This is a genomic window from Vibrio ulleungensis, assembly GCF_016900875.1.
Classification (GTDB): Bacteria; Pseudomonadota; Gammaproteobacteria; order Enterobacterales; family Vibrionaceae; genus Vibrio; species Vibrio ulleungensis.
Map to the genome: position 1 here is coordinate 213,611 of NZ_JAFEUM010000006.1, position 23,670 is coordinate 237,280.

The 23,670-nt window shown below is 47.9% G+C and carries 19 protein-coding genes; 7 read left to right on the top strand and 12 right to left on the bottom strand.

The window, feature by feature from the left end; translation table 11 throughout:
• Entirely contained in the window at window positions 1-1,830 is a 1,830-nt protein-coding gene (frdA, locus tag JQC93_RS15250) for a fumarate reductase (quinol) flavoprotein subunit (protein ID WP_205159264.1), read from the bottom strand.
• Between the two features lie 365 nt (window positions 1,831-2,195).
• On the opposite strand from frdA, the gene epmA reads away from it, so the two are divergent.
• A complete protein-coding gene (epmA, locus tag JQC93_RS15255) occupies window positions 2,196-3,167 on the top strand; it encodes an elongation factor P--(R)-beta-lysine ligase (RefSeq protein WP_205159265.1) in 972 nt (323 codons plus the stop codon).
• A gap of 1 nt (window position 3,168) precedes the next feature.
• Here epmA and JQC93_RS15260 read toward each other — a convergent pair whose 3' ends face one another.
• From JQC93_RS15260 to JQC93_RS15290, 7 genes are all read right to left on the bottom strand, one after another.
• Window positions 3,169-4,053: a DMT family transporter gene (locus tag JQC93_RS15260; RefSeq protein WP_205159266.1), complete on the bottom strand. Its 885-nt coding sequence runs from the start codon at window positions 4,051-4,053 to the stop codon at window positions 3,169-3,171.
• Between the two features lie 92 nt (window positions 4,054-4,145).
• On the bottom strand, window positions 4,146-5,561 hold the full coding sequence (locus tag JQC93_RS15265; RefSeq protein WP_205159267.1) for an SLC13 family permease: 1,416 nt from the start codon (window positions 5,559-5,561) through the stop codon (window positions 4,146-4,148).
• Between the two features lie 344 nt (window positions 5,562-5,905).
• Entirely contained in the window at window positions 5,906-6,427 is a 522-nt protein-coding gene (rraA, locus tag JQC93_RS15270) for a ribonuclease E activity regulator RraA (protein WP_205159268.1), read from the bottom strand.
• Window positions 6,428-6,537: 110 nt separating this feature from the next.
• Window positions 6,538-7,446 (bottom strand): 1,4-dihydroxy-2-naphthoate polyprenyltransferase, encoded by a 909-nt coding sequence (locus tag JQC93_RS15275; RefSeq protein ID WP_205159269.1) that lies wholly within the window; start codon window positions 7,444-7,446, stop codon window positions 6,538-6,540.
• Between the two features lie 171 nt (window positions 7,447-7,617).
• The gene (locus JQC93_RS15280) at window positions 7,618-8,844 is read right to left on the bottom strand and encodes an ABC transporter substrate-binding protein (protein ID WP_205159270.1); all 1,227 of its coding nucleotides are present in this window, start codon (window positions 8,842-8,844) and stop codon (window positions 7,618-7,620) included.
• Window positions 8,845-8,923: 79 nt separating this feature from the next.
• Window positions 8,924-9,772, bottom strand: a complete 849-nt coding sequence (locus tag JQC93_RS15285) for a carbohydrate ABC transporter permease (RefSeq protein ID WP_205159271.1) — start codon at window positions 9,770-9,772, stop codon at window positions 8,924-8,926.
• On the bottom strand, window positions 9,772-10,692 hold the full coding sequence (locus JQC93_RS15290; RefSeq protein ID WP_205159272.1) for a carbohydrate ABC transporter permease: 921 nt from the start codon (window positions 10,690-10,692) through the stop codon (window positions 9,772-9,774). The genes JQC93_RS15285 and JQC93_RS15290 overlap by 1 nt, the downstream gene beginning before the upstream one ends.
• A 355-nt stretch (window positions 10,693-11,047) precedes the next feature.
• Here JQC93_RS15290 and hslV point away from each other — a divergent pair, with 355 nt between their 5' ends.
• Complete coding sequence (gene hslV / locus JQC93_RS15295) at window positions 11,048-11,572, top strand: ATP-dependent protease subunit HslV (protein WP_084884140.1); 525 nt, start codon at window positions 11,048-11,050, stop codon at window positions 11,570-11,572.
• A gap of 36 nt (window positions 11,573-11,608) precedes the next feature.
• A complete protein-coding gene (gene hslU, locus JQC93_RS15300) occupies window positions 11,609-12,943 on the top strand; it encodes an HslU--HslV peptidase ATPase subunit (protein ID WP_205159273.1) in 1,335 nt (444 codons plus the stop codon).
• 86 nt (window positions 12,944-13,029) lie between these two features.
• Here hslU and JQC93_RS15305 read toward each other — a convergent pair whose 3' ends face one another.
• The 3 genes from JQC93_RS15305 to priA form a co-directional block, all read right to left on the bottom strand.
• On the bottom strand, window positions 13,030-13,581 hold the full coding sequence (locus JQC93_RS15305) for an SPOR domain-containing protein (protein ID WP_205159274.1): 552 nt from the start codon (window positions 13,579-13,581) through the stop codon (window positions 13,030-13,032).
• A 124-nt stretch (window positions 13,582-13,705) separates the two neighbouring features.
• Window positions 13,706-14,761, bottom strand: a complete 1,056-nt coding sequence (gene cytR / locus JQC93_RS15310) for a DNA-binding transcriptional regulator CytR (protein ID WP_205159275.1) — start codon at window positions 14,759-14,761, stop codon at window positions 13,706-13,708.
• A gap of 181 nt (window positions 14,762-14,942) precedes the next feature.
• Window positions 14,943-17,150: a primosomal protein N' gene (gene priA, locus JQC93_RS15315; protein ID WP_205159276.1), complete on the bottom strand. Its 2,208-nt coding sequence runs from the start codon at window positions 17,148-17,150 to the stop codon at window positions 14,943-14,945.
• Between the two features lie 355 nt (window positions 17,151-17,505).
• Here priA and rpmE point away from each other — a divergent pair, with 355 nt between their 5' ends.
• Window positions 17,506-17,724 (top strand): 50S ribosomal protein L31, encoded by a 219-nt coding sequence (gene rpmE / locus JQC93_RS15320; RefSeq protein WP_084884146.1) that lies wholly within the window; start codon window positions 17,506-17,508, stop codon window positions 17,722-17,724.
• Between the two features lie 228 nt (window positions 17,725-17,952).
• Complete coding sequence (locus JQC93_RS15325) at window positions 17,953-19,215, top strand: malic enzyme-like NAD(P)-binding protein (protein WP_084884148.1); 1,263 nt, start codon at window positions 17,953-17,955, stop codon at window positions 19,213-19,215.
• 94 nt (window positions 19,216-19,309) lie between these two features.
• Here JQC93_RS15325 and metJ read toward each other — a convergent pair whose 3' ends face one another.
• Window positions 19,310-19,630 (bottom strand): met regulon transcriptional regulator MetJ, encoded by a 321-nt coding sequence (gene metJ / locus JQC93_RS15330; RefSeq protein ID WP_084884149.1) that lies wholly within the window; start codon window positions 19,628-19,630, stop codon window positions 19,310-19,312.
• A gap of 205 nt (window positions 19,631-19,835) precedes the next feature.
• Here metJ and JQC93_RS15335 point away from each other — a divergent pair, with 205 nt between their 5' ends.
• Both JQC93_RS15335 and JQC93_RS15340 read left to right on the top strand, forming a co-directional pair.
• Window positions 19,836-20,999: an O-succinylhomoserine (thiol)-lyase gene (locus JQC93_RS15335; protein WP_205159277.1), complete on the top strand. Its 1,164-nt coding sequence runs from the start codon at window positions 19,836-19,838 to the stop codon at window positions 20,997-20,999.
• Window positions 20,999-23,407, top strand: coding sequence for a bifunctional aspartate kinase/homoserine dehydrogenase II (locus JQC93_RS15340; protein WP_205159278.1), 2,409 nt, complete (start codon window positions 20,999-21,001; stop codon window positions 23,405-23,407). The genes JQC93_RS15335 and JQC93_RS15340 overlap by 1 nt, the downstream gene beginning before the upstream one ends.
• Window positions 23,408-23,670: the final 263 nt, after the last annotated feature.

Below are 23,670 nucleotides of genomic sequence, written 5' to 3' on the forward strand. Positions count from 1 at the left end.
TTATTGCTCTCCTTGTTCTGTTTGATTGGACTCAGTAGCCTCTGCTGCTGCTTTCTCTTCGGCAGCGGCTTTTTCTGCGGCTTCACCATAAAGACGAGCTTTAGGCTGTGATTTGGTGATCGTCACCTTGCTGTAGTCGATGGTTGGGGCGCTGTCGGCTTGATAGAACGACAGACTGTGTTTAAGGAAGTTGTCGTCATCGCGCTCTGTGCATCCATCGTCAAGACGTTGGTGGGCACCGCGAGATTCTTTACGCAAAATCGCAGAGTGCGCCATGGCTTCAGCAACATCCAGTCCGTAACCAATTTCGATGGCGTATAGAAGGTCAGTGTTGAATACGCTGCCCTTATCTTTGATGCTGATGTTTTTGTAGCGCTGTTTTAGCTCGGCCAATTTGTCGATGGTTTGTTGCATTAAGTCTTCACGACGATAAATACCGCAACCCGCTTCCATCGCGTGACCCATTTCGGTACGAATATCAGACCAGTTTTCGTCGCCTTCTTGGCTACGAAGTGCGTCAATACGTGCTTGAACATCATCAATTTGGGCTTGAATGGCGTCGTCGTTCCAACCGCTAAATTCGCTGGCACGTTTTACTGCGTGCTCACCAGCAACGCGGCCAAATACTACAAACTCAGCCAGCGAGTTCGATCCTAGGCGGTTTGCACCATGTAAGCCAACGGAAGCACATTCACCAACCGCAAATAGACCTTTGATTCGTGTTTCACACTGTGGATCGGTTTCAATTCCGCCCATGGTGTAGTGAACGGTAGGTCGAATTGGAATAGGCTCTTTAGCCGGATCAACATTCACGTACGCTTTAGCCAGTTCACAAATAAATGGCAGGCGCTCTTGCAGGTACTCTTCCCCTAAGTGGCGAAGGTCGAGATGAACCACATCACCCAGTGGGTGCTCGATGGTATTGCCTTTTTGCTGCTCGTGCCAGAACGCTTGCGAGACTTTATCGCGCGGACCAAGTTCCATGTATTTGTTTTTTGGTTCACCGACTGGGGTTTCAGGCCCCATGCCATAATCTTGTAGATAACGATAGCCATCTTTATTGACGATGATGCCACCTTCACCACGACACCCTTCGGTCATGAGTATGCCAGTACCTGGCAGACCTGTTGGGTGGTATTGCACAAATTCCATATCACGCAATGGTACGCCATGACGATAAGCCATCGCCATGCCATCGCCCGTCACAATGCCACCATTGGTATTGGTGTGGTACACACGTCCAGCACCGCCGGTTGCAAGTACCACCGATTTAGCTTTGATGGCAACCAACTCACCTTCAGACATATGAATGGCAATCAGGCCTTGAACTTCGCCATCATCGACCAATAAGTCGACCACAAAGTACTCGTCGTATCGTTTGATTTGTGGGTATTTGATGGAGGTTTGAAACAGAGTATGAAGCATGTGGAAGCCAGTTTTATCGGCCGCGAACCACGTACGTTCTACTTTCATTCCGCCAAAGCGGCGCACGTTGACCTCGCCATTCTCTTTGCGGCTCCAAGGGCAGCCCCACTGTTCCATTTGGATCATTTCGCGAGTGGCATTTTCAACAAAGTATTCCACAACGTCTTGCTCACACAACCAATCGCCACCGCCTACGGTGTCGTTAAAGTGATTGTCTAAGCTGTCTTCGTCTTTTACAACGGCAGCGGATCCACCTTCTGCGGCCACAGTATGGGAACGCATTGGATAGACTTTGGAAATGAGTGCAATTTCAAGATCTGGATTCGCTTCAGCAGCAGCGATAGCGGTACGAAGTCCCGCACCTCCAGCGCCAATGACAGCGATATCTGTGGTTATGGTTTTCACAGTTACCCTCCACAAGGTCAAAGATGCCATGTTCACAGTCATGTATGCATGAGTGTGATAGGCATGAGGAATGTTAAATCATCAAAGAAACTAGGGGTATAGTAGAGCTTTACCTTGACGATTAAATTGACTCTGGCTCCTTTTTCACTCGATTCTGCTAAGTGAGTCATGGATTTGTTGCGAACTGTGACGCTGCTCTTAATTTTACGTTTGCTGACAATAATCCAACAAAAGACTTAGAAACAAAGGCTTGCAACGATTTCTTGTAAAAATTTCTCCGTTGATTGTCGATGCTAATATTGATGGTTGCAAGATTCTGTGCGGGCTTTATTATCGGCAGCGACCATTGAAAGAGGAAGTACCCAGTGAACCACGATTGGAAACCTAGTGCATCGATAGCATCGCTAAAGCAACGCGCTCAAATTATTGCGTCTATACGTCAGTTTTTTAGCCAGCGTGATGTATGGGAAGCCGATACTCCGGCTTTTAGCCAAGCGACAGTGACCGATATTCACTTGCACACCTTCTCAACCCAGTTTGTTGGTCCTGGGTTTGCCAATGGGCAGACGCTGTATTGCATGACCAGTCCTGAATTCCACATGAAGCGGCTCCTTGCTGCGGGTAGCGGCTGTATATATCAAATCAACAAAGCGTTTCGAAACGAAGAATCGGGTCGCTTTCACAATCCAGAATTTACCATGCTCGAGTGGTATCGAGTGGGGTTTGACCATCATGCACTAATGGATGAAATGTCCGAGCTTTTGCAACGGGTACTGCCCATCACGCACTGTGATAGAACAACCTATCAACAAGCGTTCATCGCGCAGTTATCCTTGTGTCCGCTTGAAGCCAGTGTTGAACAGTTGCAACAAAAAGTGGCTGAACTTGGTATGTCCGATTTGGCGCACAGCGAATCCGACCGAGATACCTTACTGCAATTATTATTCAGTGTCGGTGTAGAACCAAACATTGGACAGCAAGTTCCGGAATTGGTGTACGATTTTCCAGCGTCTCAAGCGGCTCTGGCTAAGATTAATGACTCTGACCCCAGAGTTGCGGATCGATTTGAGGTGTACTTTAAAGGTGTTGAGTTGGCTAATGGATTTCACGAGCTGCAAAACGCCGATGAACAGTTGCGCCGCTTTGAACAAGATAATCAAAAAAGGCAGTCTATGGGGCTGCCCAAACAACCGATTGATCATCACTTGATTGCGGCGTTGCAGGCTGGGCTTCCCCATTGTGCCGGTGTGGCGTTAGGGATAGATCGCTTGGTTATGCTGGCGACACAGGCAACACACATTGATGAAGTGTTGGCGTTTCCCGTATCACGAGCATAAATTAACTGACGATAAGCGCGGTACCGACAACGGCAAGCGCCGCACCCAGCCATGAGTATCTATTGGGACGCTTTCTGGTGTAGAGCCACAGCAGTGGCAGTACCATGATTGGAGTGGTTGACGACAGCAGTGCCACCATGCCGACATTACCTTCTTGCAGCGCAAATAAAATCAGCGTCATACCAACAGCCATAGCTAAAAAACCATTGACCACGGTAATAGAGAACATCTTCACGTTCATCGGGTTGTGCGCTTTGGCCAGTTTGGCTCCGCTGATTAAAAACAGTGAGTGGGCTATGAACGCGGTGATCATTCGGATGGCGGATGCGGCAATAGGATCGGCTTCGGTTTGCATAACGGGTTTAGCAATAATTCCGCCCAGTGCCTGACACAATGCAGCGGTAAGGCCCAGCCCCACAGCAAACCACAGGTTTCCACGGATAGATTCCCAATCGTGGCTATTGCCACGGCGCCCGAAGTAGATGGCAAACACCACGCCACTAAACACCAAAATAGCGCCAAGCATTTCTAAGCCTTGAAATCGCTCGTCGAACAACCAAAACCCGAGCAGTGCAGAGAACAGAGCGTGACACGAAAACAACAGCCCCGCTTGCCTTGGTCCCATACGATTCATACACGCAAAAAGTGCCGTGTCCCCAATGAATATGCCGATTAATCCCGACAATGCCATTGGCCATAGGTAGCTCATTTCGATGCTTGACCAGCCACCAACCACAAACGCCATAGCGGTTAATATGACTGCGGTGGCACCCATGCGCCATCGACTGTACGCAAATGGACCTAAATGCTTGGCAGGTGTCACGGAGATTAGGCTTGAAAATGCCCATAAAAAGGCGGCCGCTAGGGCCATCCATTCGTAACCCATTAGGGCTCCCAATGTGGTAGTGGTAAAAACAGACAAGCCGCTACTTAATCATAGCGGCTTGTTTGTTGCAATATTTTCGCTAAAACAGATTGTTAGGTGAGAATCATCAATGCGACGAATAGGATCGAAAGACCGATGATTCCGACAATGATCCCCGCTTTTGCCATATCTCTGCTTTCTATCAAACCTGTCGAGTAGGCTAATGAGTTTGGTGGGGTAGAGACAGGCAATATCATACCCAGTGAAGCCGCAAAGGCGACAACAACAAGTAACCCCTGCATCCCGCCAAAGGACTCAAGACTGCTCATCGAGCTGCCTATGGCTGCGGCAATGGGCATCAGTAAGTTGGCGGTGGCTGTGTTGGACATAAAGTTTGCCATCAACCAGCACACTAAAGCCAAGGTAACAATAACCGCAAATGCAGACAGCGACTCGTAATCAATGGCGTGCGCTAGCGCTACTGCAAGACCTGTTTTCTCAAGGCCAATACCAATGGCAATACCACCTGCCACTAGCCACAGCACATCCCAGTTGATTTGTTTAATCTCTGACTTGCCCATAATGCCGGTAAGGGTGAATACCGCCAGCGGTATGATGGATACCACGTAAGTATTCATACCGTGCCACTTAGTTGTGAGCCACAAAAGGATAGTGGCGATGAAGGTGACGTACACCACGATGGCACGCCAGTGTTTACTAAATTGCCCACTAAGCTCTAGACGCAGCGACTTTTGCTGAGCAGGAAACAGCTTTTGCAGCAGCAGCCATGCTATGGCCAACTGCACAATGACAAAGGGCAGCCCAAAGCTCATCCACGTTAGGAAATCAATGCTGTTTTCACCTGTGAGGTATTGCAACGCAATGGCGTTCGGCGGGGTACCAATGGGCGTTGCCATCCCGCCGGTATTTGCAGCAATAGGAATACACAGTACCAGTGCTTTTATGCCGGTATCGCCTTTAGGGGCGGCGGCCACGATGGGGCTGAGCAGCGCCAACATCATTACTGTCGTCGCGGTGTTGGACATAAACATTGAGAATATGGCGGTAATAAGCATTAGCCCTAGCATGATGAATCTGGGCTGTTCACCAAAAGGCTTGAGTAACACGCGGGCTAAATTGTTGTCGAGATTGTACTTGGCGGCCGATATGGCTAACGCGAACCCGCCCATGAATAGAATAATAATAGGGGATGAAAATGCGCCAAAAATATCGGTATAAGGCACTAAAACACCTAGGTTCTCTGCACTCGACGCGCTGGTGAGTGAGGCGAGTCCCTTATTGGAAATGAATATCAACTCCAAGGTAATGATCAGTATGGAGGTGGCAAAGACGGGTACGGGCTCCAACACCCAAAGCAGTGCAGCCATTACAAATATGGCGAGCAGACGATGTTGCGTCACGGTGAGATCGTGTATCGGGATTGCTGAGGTTGGAAGGATATAAATGAATAACGGAATCAAGATGCATACTGCCAATTTGATCGCAGTATGTCGATGAGGTCCTAACATTGCAAAGCTCCGTGCAAGCTGCCCAATTGAATGAAGTGAACAGCATACCGAATATAAAAATCAGGGTCTTAGATCGCGGTAGAGTATTTAATCAGTAGCCGAGGGAATCGGCCTAAATGTTGTTTATGGTCAAAAAAGCGAGGTGTGTAGGCGTTGTGTCGAAGAGAATAGCCACCACCTTTTCGTCATTGGTATAGTGACTCATAGGTTCATCTTCAATGGCAGTAGTGGCATTACCAGACGCTCTTTAAGTGCCTGCCTATAAGCCGCCATAAAAAAAGACCAGCTCATTTCTTGCTTAGCAAGATAGGGGCTGGTCAATTTATTGCCGAGTTGTGGCGCGATTATTCTCCGATATCGTCGACTTCGTTATCTAGGTCGAAGTTTACCTCTAAAGGCTCTTGAGAAATGATGATGCCAGTATTATCCGCGTATAGGTAATCTTCTGGTAAGAATGTCACACCACCAAAATTGACAGGCACATCGATGTCACCGATGTTTTGCGCCGCGGCGCCAACCGGTATTGAGGCTAAGGCTTGAATGCCGATACTCATGTCTTCGAGATCATCAACCTCGCGAACGCAGCCATAAACCACAATACCTTCCCAATCATTTTCTTCGGCCAATGAAGCCAACTCTGCATCGATAAGAGCACGGCGAAGTGAACCGCCTCCATCAATCAGCAACACGCGACCGTCACCGTCTTCTTCGAGAATGGAGCGGATGATACCGTTGTCTTCAAAACATTTTACCGTGGTCAATTGACCTGCGAATGATGCGCTCCCACCAAAATTACTGAACATGGGCTCAACAACATCAACCTGATCTAGGTAGACATCGCATAGGGCAGACGTATTGTATTCCATTCTCGTTACACCTTTATCGGCTAGCATGAAGTTTGAGTATATCCCTAAGCTATTGGAATTCAATGATTAGAAGCAATCTTTACTCAACAAACGTTGTGAGGTCACGCTAATTAATTCACCAATAGCGCCACGATAAATACCACATTAACCAGCAGTGCGGTTTTGACTACATCGCCCATCAATGGGGCCACCTGCGAAGGGTAGTCACACTCTTTGATCTTGCCGCAGTGCACGGCTATTGGGGCGAGCGCGATAGAGTAAATCGCGATCGACAAAATAGAGGCGTCAATAAACACCAGATAACAAGCAAACAGAGCCCAGGCCAATCCGCACAAAATTAGGTGATACTGCTTCGCGCTTTGTAAGCCAATGCGTACAGGGACGGTGTGCTTTCCGCTGGCTTCATCGTTATCGATGTCACGCATGTTGTTAATGTTGAGCACCGCTACCGACAGTAAACCACAGGCAGCGGCAGGAATAAGAGATAACAGGGTAAACACACCAGTGTGCAAAATTTCGCTGCCAATCACGCCAACAAACCCAAAAAACAGTAGCACGGCAAGATCGCCTAGCCCTAAATATCCGTATGGCCGTTTGCCGACCGTGTATGCGACGGCGGCTAGCATCGAGCTGATGCCCAGACCCAAAAAGAGCACGATTTGAGTGGGAGTATTGACCGACATCATCACTAACGCTAAGCCAGATACCAGTGTTAGCAAGGACGTGACCCAAAGGGCCTTTTTCATGGTAGGTAAACTGATATCACCAGACTGTACGGCGCGAGTTGGGCCGATGCGTTGTTCGTTGTCAGTACCTTTTACTGCGTCTCCATAATCATTAGCCAAATTGGACAGTATTTGCAGTAATGATGCGGTGACTATCGCAAGCACTAAGGTACTTATTGAAAGCGAGCCATTGGTATACGCCAATGTACTGCCCAGTAATATGGAACAAAGGGCAAGGGGGAGTGTTTTTGGCCGAGTTGCGCCAATCCACGCTTGTATAGGTATGGTGTTCATTCAATGTGTGTAGGTATCGATTAATGCGTCGAGTATATCAAAAGCGTAGCTTTAGTTCAGAGTTGTCCTCTTTACTGTGATGATACAATCATATGCGCCTCTCAACAGTTAAAAAAAGAGCCCAAAGTGTAGCTGCACCTTAGGCTCTTTAGGGGAGGAGTCTTTACTTATTTATTTAAACGTACGTTGACGTGTTTTCTCTAGGCGCTCAAGGATCTTCTCAATACGGTCTGGGTGGACCATAAACTCTTGGAAGCCTTTCATGCCTTCAGTCGCCATTGCAGGATCAGTATCGCGGTCATAGAACTGAGCCGTACCGTCTGCAGAGCCAAGCATTGCCACACCTTTATCTAGGAATGGGTCAGATTTGGCTTTAGCTTTGTTGTTGGTTGGAATTTGCAGCAGCATTTCGTTAATTAACTGCTGGTTCTCTGGCAATGCAACAAAGGCTAGGAACTTACGTGCGTCTTCTTTGTTCTTCGCTTTCGATGGAATGTGAATCGTATCCATTGGTGCATCTTCAGCCATACCTACAGAAGGATCGATGCTTGGGAACTGGAAGAAGCCCATTTTACCATCAAGCTCTTTCGGGAAGTTTGGCGTAATGAAGTTACCCATTAGGTACATTGCAGCTTCACCGTTGTATAAGAATGGTTGCGCTTCCTGCCACGAATAAGACGCGTGGTTTTCTAGGTAGTAACCTGGCTCAACCAATTCTGCCCAGTTGGCAAATGTTTTCTTCACGCGATCATCGGTGTAGGGCACTTTACCGTCCATCAACTCGATGTGGAAATCCAGACCGTTAGTACGCATGTTGATGTAATCAAACCAACCCGCAGCCGTCCATAGGTATTTGGTACCGATGGTAAACGGTGCAACGTTGTTTTCTTTTAATGTCGCAGATGCGGCTTTTAGCTCATCCCACGTTTTTGGCTCGCTAATACCATATTGTTCAAAGATATCTTTGCGGTAGTACACACCCCATTGGTAGTAAGTGTATGGCACACCATATTGCTTGCCGTTTACGGTCATCGCAGGTTGCGCGGCCGCAAAGTCTTCGTTCATGCCGTTTGCCGTCCACATATCGCTGACGTCTTCAAAAAGGCCACGGTCAACGAACGCTTTCATACGGTTACCTGCGTACCAGAACACGACATCAGGTGGCGAAGTAACCAACCAGTTACGAATCGTGGTTTTGTATGACTCGTGGTCGTACAGGTTATATTTGACTTCGATATCTGGATTAGCTTGCTCAAAGCGGTTGATGATCTCAGCCCACGCTTCTTTAGGTGCTGGGTCGGAGGCATCGGAGTTAATGACCAGAGTACCAGCCATTGCAGACGTCGCAACTGTTGCTGCGAGTGCTGTAGTAGCGGCAATGTGTTTCACGTATTTCATAGGTAAGGTCCTTATTATTGAGCGCAAGGCTCTGTTCCACTTATTGTTGTTATGTGTCGTCGTTGTGCATGCACAGGTGCTATTTCGTTGCACCTAAGGTTAACCCGGCAATAAAGTGTTTTTGCATCGCAAAGAACAGCATTACTGGCGGTATTGCGGCCACGACAGCACCTGCTGACATAAACTGCCAAGAGGCGAGCCATTGGCCCTGTAGGGAGCTGAGACCAGCTGTTACCGGTCGGACATCGTCACTTTGTACCAACACGAGTGCCCAGAAATAATCATTCCAAATAAAGGTAAAGACAAGTACCGCCAAAGCCGCTAAAGCGGGCCTTACAAGAGGCAGCACAATGAATGTAAAGATGCGCCACTCTTTTACCCCTTCTACACGTGCCGCTTCTATCAATGCATCGGGGATGCCGACAATGAAGTTACGCATAAAGAGGGTACAAAAGCCGGCCTGGAAAGCGACATGGAAGAAAATCAATGCCCAATGGGTATCGTAAAGACCCAAGGTGATGGTTAAATCGCGAACCGGGATCATTAGGATCTGGAAGGGGACAAAGTTACCGCCAATGAACATGGCAAAGATCCAAATGTTGGCCTTGAATCGATATTTAGCCAGTGCAAAACCCGCGAGGGTGGATAGCGCAACTGCTCCCATGACCGCAGGAATAGTGATCATCAAACTGTTGAGTAAGTAATCGCCCATGGCGGTTGAGGTGAAGACCTGGGTGTAGTTTTCGACAAAGTGAATCTCTTCAGGCCATCCCCAATAGTTGCCTTTGTTGATATCTTCGATTGAGCGCAGTGATGTTAACATTACCGCGAGCAAGGGCAGCAACCATAGAATAATGGTAAATGGCAGCGCAGCACGATAGCTGATATTGGCCAGAGGGCCTGCTTTTTGTATCGGTTGTGGGAACATTATTTTTCACTCCTTAACATCCGCCATAAGAAGTACGCAATGTAGATATCCATGATTAAGAACAGCACCACAGCAACAGCCGCGCCATACCCCATTCGGTAGTTAAATATTGATTCTTGGTACATTTGATAGGCCAGCACGGTTGAGCTGCCCCATGGGCCACCAGCAGTCATGGTGGCGACAAGGTCGAACGAACGTAGTGCCCCAATCACGGTAACAACGATGGCGATAAAGGTGGCTGGTTTTAACTGAGGTAATACAATAAACCACAACATGCGCCACGATTTTGCGCCGTCCAAACGAGCGGCTTCGATTTGTTCGGGATCGAGATTATTGAGGCCAGTTAAGTACAAAATCATGCAGTAGGAGATCTGCGGCCACAAACCTGCGGCAATAATGCCGTAAGTCACGAGATCTTCATCAGCGAGTATCGAAATTGGCCGTAACCCGATAGCTTCCCTCGCGATATTGAGAAGACCAAAAGAGGGGTCATAAAACCAAGCAAACACCAAACCAACCACCACTTGTGAAATAACAAATGGGAAGAAAAACAGTGATTTGACCGCACGTATCCCAAATACCTGTTGGTTTAAAAATAGGGCAATAAAAAGCCCAATGGGCGGCGCGAGCATAAAGCAGATAAGCCACAAAAAGTTATTGGTGAGCGCGGTATAAAACAGATCGGAGTCAAATAATTCATAGTAGTTATCTAGCCCTACCCAGGTTTTCTCGCCTAGACCATCCCAGTCAAAAAAACTGAGCCAGATACTTTGGAATATGGGATAGATAACGTAAATAGAGAAAATTATCAGTGCTGGTGCTAAGAAAAGCCATGGCGATAAGCCGTGCCCAAGCTTTCTTGTCGCTTGGGGCGGATGCTGAGGTTGGCCTGATGCGACCGTTTTCATTGTTTGCGCCATATCCCAACTGCTCCCTGGAATCAATTTGAAGTTCTCTGTCGATGTCTAATGCCTATATATGCAACAGAGACTTAAAATTGTGAGTTGTTAAAGTAAGTTATAGTAGATAGTAGAAGATTAGACGAGAAATTGTACTTTTAATGATTAAACTGTAAACGTTTCCACAAATTTCGTTACGCCAATGTTAAAAAGTATGGGTGCGATCAAAATTTGAGCGCTTATTAGCGTACGGAGTTTTTCGCCTTTCGAACGAATATTTCACCACTGAGTTTTGAAACTACTTTTACTGCGCCTTGATTTCTGAATAAGCATCCTCATATTTGAACTATCAAGGCAAACTGAATGAGGCACATCTGTGACTACAATTGTATCTGTACGCCGCAATAACAAAGTGGTAATCGCTGGCGATGGCCAGGTTTCTCTAGGCAATACTGTAATGAAAGGCAACGCTCAAAAGGTGCGCCGTCTGTACAACAATAAAGTGTTGGCTGGTTTTGCTGGCGGTACTGCTGACGCGTTTACACTGTTTGAACGTTTTGAAAGCAAGCTGCAAATGCATCAAGGCCACTTAACTAAGGCCGCCGTTGAGCTTGCCAAAGACTGGCGAAGCGATCGCGCACTGCGCAAGCTTGAAGCATTGCTGGCGGTAGCGGATGAGACCGCATCACTTATTATTACGGGGAATGGTGACGTGGTTCAGCCGGAACACGACTTGATCGCGATTGGTTCGGGTGGAAACTTTGCCCAGTCAGCTGCGATTGCTCTTCTGGAAAATACTGACTTAGACGCACGCGAAATTGCTGAAAAATCGTTAAAGATTGCTGGGGATATCTGTGTGTTTACCAATCATCATCAAACCGTTGATGAGCTTGAGTACTAACCGTTTTCTATCTCACAACACTTAAGGATCAGTAGAATGTCTGAAATGACCCCTCGTGAGATCGTTCACGAATTGAACCGCCACATCATTGGCCAAGAGAAAGCAAAACGCGCTGTGGCGATTGCGCTACGTAACCGCTGGCGTCGTATGCAGTTGGACGAAAATCTTCGTCCTGAAGTGACACCGAAAAATATTTTAATGATTGGCCCAACCGGTGTGGGTAAAACAGAAATTGCCCGCCGCTTGGCAAAACTGGCGAATGCTCCCTTTATTAAGGTTGAAGCGACCAAGTTTACCGAAGTGGGTTATGTGGGCAAGGAAGTCGAAACCATTATTCGTGACCTCACAGACGCCTCCATCAAAATGACCCACCAACAAGCGATGGAGAAAGTGAAGTTTCGCGCGGAAGAGCAAGCCGAAGAGCGCATTCTAGACGCGCTGCTGCCGCCTGCTCGCGACGCGTGGGGTGAGAACGAGAAGGGTGATGATAGCTCGAATAATACTCGCCAGATTTTCCGTAAGAAATTGCGCGAAGGTAAACTGGACGATAAAGAGATCGAAATCGATATCGCAGCGCCGCAGATGGGCGTAGAGATCATGGCGCCTCCAGGTATGGAAGAGATGACCAATCAACTGCAAGGGATGTTTCAAAACCTTGCAGGCGATACCAAGAAGAAGCGTAAGATAAAAATTAAGGACGCGTTTAAAGCCTTAACAGAAGAAGAAGCCGCAAAGCTTGTAAACCAAGAAGAACTGAAAGAGCAGTCGATCTTCAATGTGGAAAACAACGGCATTGTATTTATCGATGAAATTGACAAAATCTGTAAGCGTGGTGATGTGTCAGGACCTGATGTGTCTCGTGAAGGGGTACAACGTGATTTGCTGCCACTGATTGAAGGTAGCACAGTCTCGACTAAGCACGGCATGGTGAAAACCGATCATATCTTGTTTGTGGCATCGGGCGCTTTCCAAGTGGCGAAACCGTCAGATTTGATCCCTGAATTGCAAGGCCGTCTGCCGATACGTGTTGAGCTGGAAGCACTATCAAGCGACGACTTCAAACGTATACTAACCGAACCACGAGCCTCGCTTTCAGAGCAATACACGGCGTTAATGAAAACCGAAGAAGTGGATGTCGAGTTTACCGAAGACGGTATTGCACAGATTGCGGAGTCGGCTTGGCAAGTGAACGAAACCACAGAAAACATCGGTGCCCGTCGTTTGCATACTGTGATGGAGCGATTGATGGATGAAATCTCATTCGAAGCCACAGATAGGGCTGGTGAGAAACTCGTTATCGATGCAGCGTATGTTGAGTCTAAGCTTGGCAGTGTTGTAGACGACGAAGATTTAAGCCGCTTTATCCTGTAGAGCTGACTTATCCAGTCGTTAAAAAGCCGAGTTTGATGATTCAAACTCGGCTTTTTGTTTCTCTTCAGTCCAGTAATTAGGTGGTATTACTGGCCGTTATCTTTCCAAATTGCACACGGCTCAATTTTGGCGCGCTGCAACTTGTGCTTATCTTTTTCAGCGTCGCGTTTACGCTCGTAAGGTCCAAGGACTACACGGTACCAGCTGCTGTCTTCGCGTTTTTTAATTTGACTGTTAATGCCTTGAAAGGCGATGTCCATTTTACGCTCTTGAGCTGTACTCATGGTTTTGTAAGCACCGCACTGCATGATGTAAGGTACGTCGGAGACGGCCAACTCTTTGGCTTCGACCTGAACCTCTTTTTCTGGCAGCGTCTTTATGTAATCCCACTCTTCTTCAGGGATCGGTGGCAGCTCTGTCGCCGGAGTTTTAGGGGCGACTTTGGGTGTAGGTTTTACGACAACCGGCGGCGTAACTTCTGGCTCAGGATCTTGATTGAGTAGGTACAAAGCATACCCAAACCCTGAGGCCACGAGTATCGCAAGTAACACCGGCTTAATAGGCTTTCGCTTAGGAGCGGGTTTCTTTCTTGAGCGTTGGGCGGGTTTGCCGCGTTTTACATAGTCTTTTTTTGCCACTGTTTTACTGCCACAATTACTACAATAATGCGCCTTTTGAGCTGGCGCGAAAGTTCGCCTATGTTACGGGGGATCCCTCGCTAAATGCAACGATTACCCGCAACAGATTGGTCTTGGTTCGGTATTAAAATGTTGCAGGATTCACTTCCGCAGGATGCTCATCACTTCCTTCTAGAGCGCTTGCTGGTGGACAAGTACTTTCGCGTATCACCGATTTTGCTTCCAAAATTTTTGACGGAATACTGCCTGAATGGCCTTTCAGTCTCGCCAATAGCATCAAAGCAGACTCTCGTCCTATTTCGTAGCGGGGTTGCTTGACCGTGGTTAACGGTGGATCGGTGTAAGCCGAATATTGTATGTCGTCAAACCCAACCACCGAGATATCTTCCGGTATGCGCAGTCCCATCTTCTTCACCGTTTGCATGGCACCAATGGCCATAGCGTCGTTGTGGCAGAAAATGGCGGTAGGCGCGAGTGAAGAACTGAGTAACTCTTTGGCCAATTGGGCACCAGAGTCGAAAGAGAAATCACCATACGCGGTAAATCCGTCGTCCAACGCACCACCAGAACGGCGCAGCGCCTGCTGGTAACCGCGGTGTCGGAAATTACTTAAAGGAGAGGTTCTAGGCCCACTGATTTGCGCAACTCGACGGTGACCTATAGAGGTTAAGTGGTTCACGATGTCGTAGGCGGCGGTGAGGTTATCGATATGTACGGTCGGTAACTCAAGCTCAGGAGCGTATTCACAGGACATGACCAGTGGGGGTAAATTGCGCTGCTCTTCTTTGCTTACGTCAAAAGGAACATCACTACCCAGAAGGATCATGCCATCAGCTTGCTTGGTAAAGACTAAGTTAACAAAGGCATTTTCACGGCCCTTATGCTTCGACGCATCGCCCAGCAACACCAAGTAACCTTGTTCTAACGCGGCGTCTTCAATGCCACGAATGATCTCGGAGAAGTAGGTGTCACAAATATCGGGAACAATGACAACAATGGTTTTGGATTCGTTGCGGCGTAAGTTCCGAGCCAGTGAGTTAGGGGCGTATCCCGCTTCTACAATCGCTTCTTCCACTCGTTTACGGGTGGACACTGAGACTTTTTCAGGGTTCATCAGTGCACGAGATACCGTGGCTGTAGAGACACCCGCGAGATCAGCAACATCCTTCATTGTCGCCATGATTTATTCCTTTGTACCTGTTGACGTATTTGCATGTGTTTTTGGTCTTTAATCATCTATATCGCGTTATCGATGTTCATTGATCGCGCGCAATTGCACACCATAAACACCACCACGTATCTCCCAAGCATATCACGTGATTGGTACGAAGTGCGGTTAAATGTTTTTTATACGAAAGAGATCACACCAAATCTTGTGGCTCAACATCAATACTCCAGCGCACTTTGCTGGCTAAATCGAGCATATTTATTGCCGGTTTTGCGCTAGCAAGTAATTTTAGCAGCGAGGTCCGATGCTCCGTTTGTAACATGAGTTGCCAACGAGATTTCCCAGCGCGCTTGGCCATAGGCGCTGGTGTCGGCCCTAACACCAAGGATTGACGAGCAAAGATGGGGTGAGCCTCAAAGATGTGCCGAACTTGGCGTAAAAACTGCTCTGCACGATCGGCATCATGGGCTTCTGCCCGAAAGAGGGCCAAGAAAGAATATGGCGGTAACATCGCTTGCTGGCGTTCAACTAAAGTGCTTTGCGCGAATGTTTCATACCCTTGCGTAGTCAACGAATTTAATAGTGGGTGCTCTGGGTGGTGGGTTTGCAACAGTACATGCCCTGGTTTACTGGCTCGTCCCGCTCGTCCTGCAACTTGAATATACAGTTGCGCCAATTTTTCTGCGGCGCGAAAATCACTGCTATAGAGCGAGGCATCCACATCGAGTAAAGCAACTAAAGTCACATCGGGGAAGTGATGACCTTTAGCAAGCATCTGGGTACCGATGAGAATGTCATGTTTGCCTTGAGTGATGCTATCGAGCGCTTGCTGCAAACTGCCTTTTCGCCTGGTACTGTCGCGGTCGATTCGGATTGATGAGTGATCTGGAAACAGCTGATTGAGCTTGGCTTCGAGTTGCTCTGTACCGACGCCCACGGCAACCATTTGATGTGAGCCGCACTCGCGGCATTGTGCGATGGCCCTTCTGCTAGAACCGCAGTGGTGGCAGCGCATCTCTTGGCTACTGGCATGGTAAGTATAAAAGGCATCACACCGCTGACACTCTGCGGTCCAGCCGCATTCGTGACACATCATTGCGGGTGAAAATCCACGTCGATTAAGAAACAGCATCACTTGGTTGCCCGCATCCAAATGGCGACGCATTTCGGCTATCAGGCTACCGCTCAAACCCGCTTCCAAGTATTGGCCTTTGATGTCGAGAATTTGATTGGTAGTTGGTAGCGCGTTACCGGCTCGAGCCGTGAGCGCTAAATGATGATACTTACCTCGCTCGGCGTTATATAAACTCTCAATCGAGGGAGTGGCTGAGCCCAACAAAACCGGAATGTTGTGTTTATTGGCTCGCATAACGGCAAGGTCTCTGGCGTGATAGCGCAGTGTATCTTGTTGCTTGTATGAGCTATCGTGCTCTTCATCAACAATTATGATCCCAAGTTGTTTAAACGGGGTGAACAGCGCCGAACGAGTACCGATTACAATACCTGTGGTGCCATTTTTGGCGTCTAACCACGCGTTCAGCTTTTCACTTTCGTTGAGCGCTGAGTGCACCACAGTGACGGGAACATTAAATCGGTTTTTAAAACGACTGATGGTTTGCGGGGTTAAACCAATCTCAGGGACCAACACCAACGCTTGTCCACCGCGCTCCAATACTGGTTCGATGGCGTTTAAGTAGACTTCTGTCTTGCCTGAGCCGGTAACGCCTTGCAGTAGGTAGCAACCAAACTCTCGCTTAGCATTTATGCTACCAATGGCAATCGCTTGTTCTTCATTGAGTTGAGGCTTGTCATCATCGTTGACCAAGGACGTACCATTTACTGACCAAGGCTTCATGACTTGTGCCATCAAGTCCTGCTGTATCCACCCTTTATCTTGAACCGTTTTTAGAATCGCGCTGCTAAACTCCTCGCTTAATTGCGCATGGTTAAGCTCACCATGGCTAAGGTGCTCTAACAGGCTATGCTGTTTAGGTGCGCGTTTGTTACCCGCTGCGAGTTGATCTCGTCCAGCGTCAGTAATTGACCAAACTTGCACAGGCTCATGGGTTGCAGCTTTTCCTTTACGCAGGGCTGAAGGGAGTGCGATGGAATAGCTGTCTCCAAGCGGGTATTGATAGTATTGGGCGCACCAGTGGATAAGCTCCATCATCTCTTGCGGCCAAAGCGGCTCGTGGTCGATGACTTGAGTGATGGGCTTAAGTTTGTTGGTAGGAACATCGGACTGGTGCTTGAATCCTGTCACTATACCTATATGGCTTTTAGGACCAAAGGGAACACGTACACGTCCACCGACCACCGGAAAGTGGTGGGCTTCGATCAGATAGTCAAACTGGCGATCAAGGGGCACAGGCAGTGCCACCTGAACGATGTGTGGGCGCATACGTTAATTCTAATTACGGCTTGGGGTATTGGCGTCATAGTAATTGGGTTTAGATTCGACAGCAATAGCGACCCTTTCAGAGCGAGATAGAGGAGCGATGATGAGTCGTTCAAATTTGCCCTAAAAATAAACCGTGAAGCAAGGTTGCGTCTATACTGAAGCAGTAAAAGGGATTGTGTAGAAAAAAGCCACAAATCGGTTGATCCTCCCTGCGTTATTCATTACTATACTGCGCCTTGACGGTGCTGTATTAGCGCCATTTTTAAGAAACTACGTGTGGTGGTCAGATTACGGGTGTTCTCAAGAGCATTTTAGTAGAACTGATTAGCGACGCGGCCTAACTGAGGTTATCCCCATGAAAGCAGGTATCCATCCTGAGTACAAAGCGGTTAAAGCAACTTGTTCTTGCGGCAACACGTTTGAGTTCAACTCTACTCTAGCTAAAGAATCTATCCACCTAGACGTATGTGACCAATGTCACCCGTTCTACACTGGTAAGCAACGTATCGTTGATACTGGCGGCCGTGTTGATCGCTTTAATAAGCGTTTCGGTGCACTATCTTCTAAGAAGTAATTCTTACAAGATACTCGAAAAGGGCGCTTCGGCGTCCTTTTTTGATCCTACGAAAAAGTGAGCGAGCTTTGCGCAGACAACTGTGCTCACAAAAAACTCTCTGTATTTATTGGGAAAATCTCGATAAGTCTCCTAAAATCATTTGTTTATACTTAATTTCTAATGAAGTTCTATTTCAATAGAACTCACAGTAATTTTTACCCTTTCGCTCTATATTTGGAGAACTGTATGACACAACCGTCGCAATTGGATGCCTTTCGTCAACAAGCGCTTGATTATCATGCCGAGCCAACACCTGGCAAAATTGAAATTGCTCTAACCAAACCGGCTGAAACCGTTACGGACCTAGCCTTGGCGTACAGCCCGGGTGTGGCCGAGCCTGTAAGAGAAATTGCGCAGAACATCGATAATGTTTACAAATACACGGCAAAAGGCAACATGGTGGCGGTCATTTCAAATGGCACCGCTATTTTGGGTTTGGGTAATTTGGGGCCGATGGCATCAAAGCCGGTTATGGAAGGTAAAGCACTGCTGTTTAAAAAGTTTGCTGGACTGGACTCGATCGATATTGAAGTTAAGCATCGCACTATCGATGAGTTTGTCGACACTGTAGCCAACATTGCCGATACGTTTGGTGGGATTAACCTAGAAGATATTAAAGCACCAGATTGTTTTGAAATAGAATCTCGCTTAATCGAGCGCTGTGACGTACCTGTATTTCATGATGATCAGCACGGCACTGCTATTGTTACTGCCGCTGGCATGCTTAACGCTATAGAGCTTCAAGGGAAAAACCTCAAAGAGTCGACCATCGTCTGTTTGGGCGCAGGCGCTGCGGCAGTTGCATGTATGGAACTACTGATTAAATGTGGTGCTCAGCGTGAAAAGATATACATGCTCGATCGCAAAGGGGTGATCCATACTCGTCGCGATGATTTGAACGAGTATAAGCAGTTGTTTGCCAACAACACTGACAAGCGTACTTTGGAAGATGTCATTGAAGGCGCCGATCTGTTTTTGGGTGTATCTGGACCGAATCTTTTGTCGCCTGATGCATTGGCACTAATGGGCGACAAACCAGTCGTGTTTGCGTGCTCTAACCCTGATCCAGAGATTCGTCCTGAAACGGCCCATAAAGTACGCAGTGACTTAATCATGGGGACCGGCCGTTCGGATTACCCAAACCAAGTGAATAATGTGATCTGTTTTCCGTTTATTTTCCGTGGTGCACTCGATGTGCGCGCCTCTGAAATTAACGATGAAATGAAACTTGCGGCGGTAGAAGCAATTCGTAAACTGGCGAAAGAGCCTGTGCCTGAGCAAGTACTAAAAGCTGCAGGTGTGACGTCGCTTGAGTTTGGCTCGCAGTACATTATTCCTAAGCCGATGGACCCTAGACTTCTACCTCGCGTTGCACGAGCTGTGGCGCTGGCTGCGGTTGAGTCTGGCGTAGCTCGAATTGAACTGCCTAACGACTACATGTTGGGTTAGGTAGTTTCCTATATGGACAACTAGAAAAACGGCCGCTTATCGCAATTGCGATAAGCGGCCGTTCGCTATTTAGTCAAAGCTTAAATTACGACGTTTATTCTTCGTCGAATGCCTCGAACTCGATCCCCATTTCTGTCATCAGCGCTTTTACTTCTGCAGGAATATCGTCTGGGCGATCTTTTCTTAAGTCTTCATCGGTTGGCAGCGGCTGACCCGTATAAGCATGTAAAAATGCTTCACACAGTAATTCACTGTTGGTCGCGTGGCGCAGGTTGTTGACCTGGCGACGTGTGCGCTCATCTGTGAGTACTTTTAGTACTTTTAGTGGAATCGATACAGTGATTTTTTTTACTTGCTCACTTTTCTTACCATGCTCGGCGTAAGGGCTAATGTACTCGCCGTTCCAGTCTGCCATTGATTACCTTGTGCGTGACTCTGTTCAATTGAGGGCATTCTAGCGGTATTCCTGTTTACATGTAAAGACGTTTAGACGTCTAGAGGTGTTGATGTCTCAACTTGAAGCAGGTAGAGTAGACGTTAGTCACATTATCAGTTTGAAATTTAGGCGTTGCTTAAGCCTTTACAAGGAAATTCGCCTGAGCATTCACAAGGAATAAAGCATGAGCAAACACCACCCAGCGACGATTGCCGTACGAACTGGCATAGAGTCAGATACTCAGCACCATGCCGTTGTCCCACCGATCTACCTGTCGACCAACTATGGGTTTCCAGAATTTGGCGAAGTGCCGCAATACGATTACACCCGTTCTGGTAATCCAAACCGAGGTTTACTAGAAACTGCACTATTCGAATTAGAAGGTGGAGAAGGTGCAGTCGTTACCAATTGCGGTACCTCGGCGCTTAATTTATGGGTGTCAGCCTTTGTTGGGCCCGATGATCTTATTGTTGCCCCACACGACTGTTACGGTGGTACCTATAGACTATTCAATACCCGTGCAAACAAAGGCGACTTTAAGGTTGCCTTTGTCGATCAAACTGACCCAGACGCAGTGGCGCAAGCCTTGGCAAAAAAACCTAAACTGGTATTGATTGAAACTCCTTCAAACCCACTTGTCCGTGTTGTAGACATTGAAGAGCTGTGTCAAAAAGCGCATCAAGTTGGCGCGAAAGTTGCGGTCGACAATACGTTTTTAACGCCAGTGTTTCAAAAGCCTATCGAGTTGGGTGCGGACTTTGTGATCCACTCAACCACCAAGTTTATTAACGGTCACTCAGATGTGATTGGCGGAGTGGTGATCACCAAAACCGCTGCCGATGCCGAGGAGCTGGCCTGGTGGGGAAATTGTATCGGTGCAACGGGTACGCCATTTGACTCTTACATGACTTTACGTGGTATCCGTACCTTAGGTGCGCGTATGCGAGTGCATGAAGAAAGTGCCAATTCAATATTGCCGTTTTTACAGAAGCAGTCTCTAGTGAACGCGATTTATCACCCAAGCTTGCCTGATCACCCGGGTCACGACATTGCTAAGAAACAGCAGCGTGGGTTTGGTTCAATGCTCAGTTTTGAATTTGCAGGCAGCGAAGAGCAGCTAAAAGCGTTTATTAATGCCTTACAGCTATTTTCACTTGCCGAATCATTGGGCGGTGTTGAAAGCTTAATTTGTCACCCAGCAACCATGACACACCGCGCGATGGGTGAAGAAGCGCTCGCCGAAGCAGGCGTTTCACATAAACTGCTGCGCCTATCAATCGGTTTGGAAGAAGCAGCGGATCTTATTGATGATCTTGAGCAAGCTTTTGCCGCTGCAGGAGCGCTGTAATGCTAGTACGTCAACTCCATAAATTTGGTGGTAGTAGCCTTGCTGATGTTCAGTGTTATCAGCGAGTGGCGAGTATTCTTCAGCAATACTCTGGTGACAATGACTTAGTGGTAGTCTCTGCTGCAGGGTCGACGACAAATCAGTTGATTAAGTGGGCCGATGCTCTTGAAAGCGATGGCCGTGTTGCGCACGAAGTGCTGCAAGAATTACGAGCTTTTCAAACCCATCTCATTGAAGAATTGCTGCGATCCGAGCAACAAAGTGCTCTGTTAGAGTCGCTGGCGATCGATTTTTCAGAGTTAAATGGGGCATCTTGGCCGTTAGAAGAGACCAAGAGAGCCTATTTCTTAGGTATGGGAGAAGTGTGGTCGTCCAAACTGTTGGCTGCGCTACTTTGCCGCAAAGAAATGCCTGCCGTGCAACTTGATTCCAGACACTTTTTACGAGCAGAAAAAGGCACGCAGCCAGAAGTGGAGCGTGTCACCTCGAAACAGTTACTGATGAATGAACTGGCACAACATCATGATCGCCGCGTGGTGATCACCGGATTTATGGCGCAAGACCATCAAGGAAATACAGTTTTGCTGGGTCGAAATGGCTCTGATTATTCTGCAACGGTGATCGGTTTGCTTGCAGAAGCGTCTCGAGTCACCATTTGGAGTGATGTTGCCGGTGTTTACAGTGCAGACCCTCGGATTGTTGAAGAAGCGTGTCTACTCCCACTGTTGCGTTTAGACGAAGCCAGTGAATTGGCTCGCTTAGCGGCGCCTGTTCTACATAGCCGTACGCTACAACCGGTGGCGCAAAGTGCCATTGACTTGAACCTGCGTTGCAGTCACGCACCTGAGTCGGGGTCGACCCGCATTGAGCGAGTACTTGCCTCTGGTCGTGGAGCCAAGATTGTCACTTCGCTCGATGACGTGGTTTTACTCGATGTGTCCATCGAGCATGGGCACGACTTTGAACGCTGCTTAGAAGAGCTCTCGGACGTATTGGCGAAAGCGCAATTGGTGCCTTTAGCGGAAGAAGTTCAGGCGGACCGATACAAAATACGACTGGCCTACACCCAGGAAGTCGCAAGAGATGTGCAGGACTTTATCCAAGCTCAATCACCGCTTTATCATGTCGATTATCAAGCTGGATATTCAATAGTGGCTGCAGTAGGTGCAGGGGTGACCTCAAATGCTCTGCACTGCTTTGGTTTCTATCAGCAACTCAAACACCAACCGCTTGAGTTTGTATACGAAACAGAGTCTGAGCTGAGTTTGGTGGCGGTGTTGCGTCAAGGATCCAGTAAGCTGATCCTAAATGCACTGCACGCACAACTGTTTCAAGCTCAAAAGCGCATTGCTGTTGCATTGTGTGGACGAGGTAATATTGGTGCAAGTTGGCTGTCACTGTTCGAGACACAGCAGGACGTGATGAACAAACGTTACGGAATGCAATTTGATCTTGTATGTGTGGCTGACAGCAAAAATTACTGGCTAGATCTTGATGGTCTAGATGCCAGTCAAGTAACCGGTGATGGCTTTGAAAAGCACGCGGTGCGAAATGACAATGGTTGGCTGGCTCAACTTAAAGAGCAGCAGCGATATGATGAAATTGTGGTTATCGATGCGACTGCTAGCGCGGCACTGACGGCCAATTATATTGCATTTGCTGAGCACGGCTTTCATTTGATTTCTGCGAATAAGTTGGCAGGCTCTGCACCGAGTGAAACGTATCATTTGATCCAAGATGCGTTCTCTAAAACCGGTCGCAGTTGGCACTACAATGCAACGGTTGGCGCAGGGCTTCCCATTAATCATACGGTGAGAGATTTGCATGAAAGTGGCGATACGGTCGTGTCATTTTCAGGTATTTTCTCAGGAACACTGTCTTGGCTGTTTCAGCAGTACACGGGGGATATTCCCTTTAGTGAGCTCGTCGAGCAAGCATGGCAGCAAGGTTTGACGGAACCTGATCCACGCAAGGATTTGGATGGCAGTGACGTTATGCGCAAACTGGTGATTTTGGCGCGTGAATCAGGGCTCGACATTGAACCTCAAGCGGTAAAAGTGGAGTCGCTGGTTCCTGAAGCACTCAATGCCTTGTCTGCGGATGAATTTTTTGATCATGCTGAGCAACTTGATGACGCCTTGCTTGAACGTGTCGAAAAAGCCAATGAAGAAGGTAAAGTCCTTCGCTATGTAGCGAGGCTGGATCGCGACGGGAAAGCCAGTGTTGGTGTTGAGGCCTTGCCGTCCAATCACGCGCTTGCAAACTTATTGCCGTGCGACAATATCTTTGCAATAGAAAGCGTATGGTACAAGGATAACCCATTAGTCATCAGAGGGCCTGGTGCAGGTCGTGACGTGACGGCAGGGGCAATTCAATCGGACCTAAATCGCATCGCGGCTTCGCTGTAAGCACTATGGGCGAGAGGCGAGGACGTCACTGCGTGACTGCGAGGCGCTTTTTTGAGAAAAGCGTCGAGTAAAAGAGTGAACAAACGTCCCTCACCGACCGCCCCCGCTCCCCGCAGCGAAGCGTCCTCGCTCCTTGTCCTCGCCCCTCTCCAGTCTTACTGAAAAAAATCGAATATCAACATGAAGAATATTCATGATGATAGCTGTTGACATTAAATCCGATCCAATACATTCTCTAGACATATAGACGTCCAAACGTAAAG